The 389-nt window shown below is 67.6% G+C and carries 1 pseudogene; it reads left to right on the top strand.

Annotated features, from left to right (window positions below):
• Positions 1–334: pseudogene (locus ADK64_RS42680) on the top strand (DUF3459 domain-containing protein); the annotation flags it as partial.
• Between the last annotated feature and the right edge of the window lie 55 nt (positions 335–389).

Consider the following 389-nt stretch of genomic DNA (forward strand, 5'->3'; position numbering starts at 1 on the left):
GTACCAACTCAAGCCCCGTGACTGGGAGTCCGCCGCCCGAGAGGGCCGGACCATCGCACCGCTCATCACCCGGCTGAACACCATCCGCCGTCGGCATCCCGCGCTACAGCGCCTGCGGAATCTCCGTTTCCACCGGACCGACAACGACGCCGTGCTCGCCTAAACCAAGAGGACGGGTTCGGACACGGTCATGGTGGTCGTGAACCTCGCCCCGCATCGTGCCCAGGAGGCCAGGGTCTCGTTGGACATGCCGCAACTCGGCCTGGACTGGAACGCCGCCCTGTCCGTCCACGACGAACTGACGGGCAAGACGTACCACTGGGGCAGGACCAACTAGGTGCGTCTCCCGCCCGGCCGCACACCGGCGCACGCGCTCCACGTCTGGCGAT

It is taken from the genome of Streptomyces sp. MMG1121 (genome assembly GCF_001280015.1).
GTDB lineage: Bacteria > Actinomycetota > Actinomycetes > Streptomycetales > Streptomycetaceae > Streptomyces.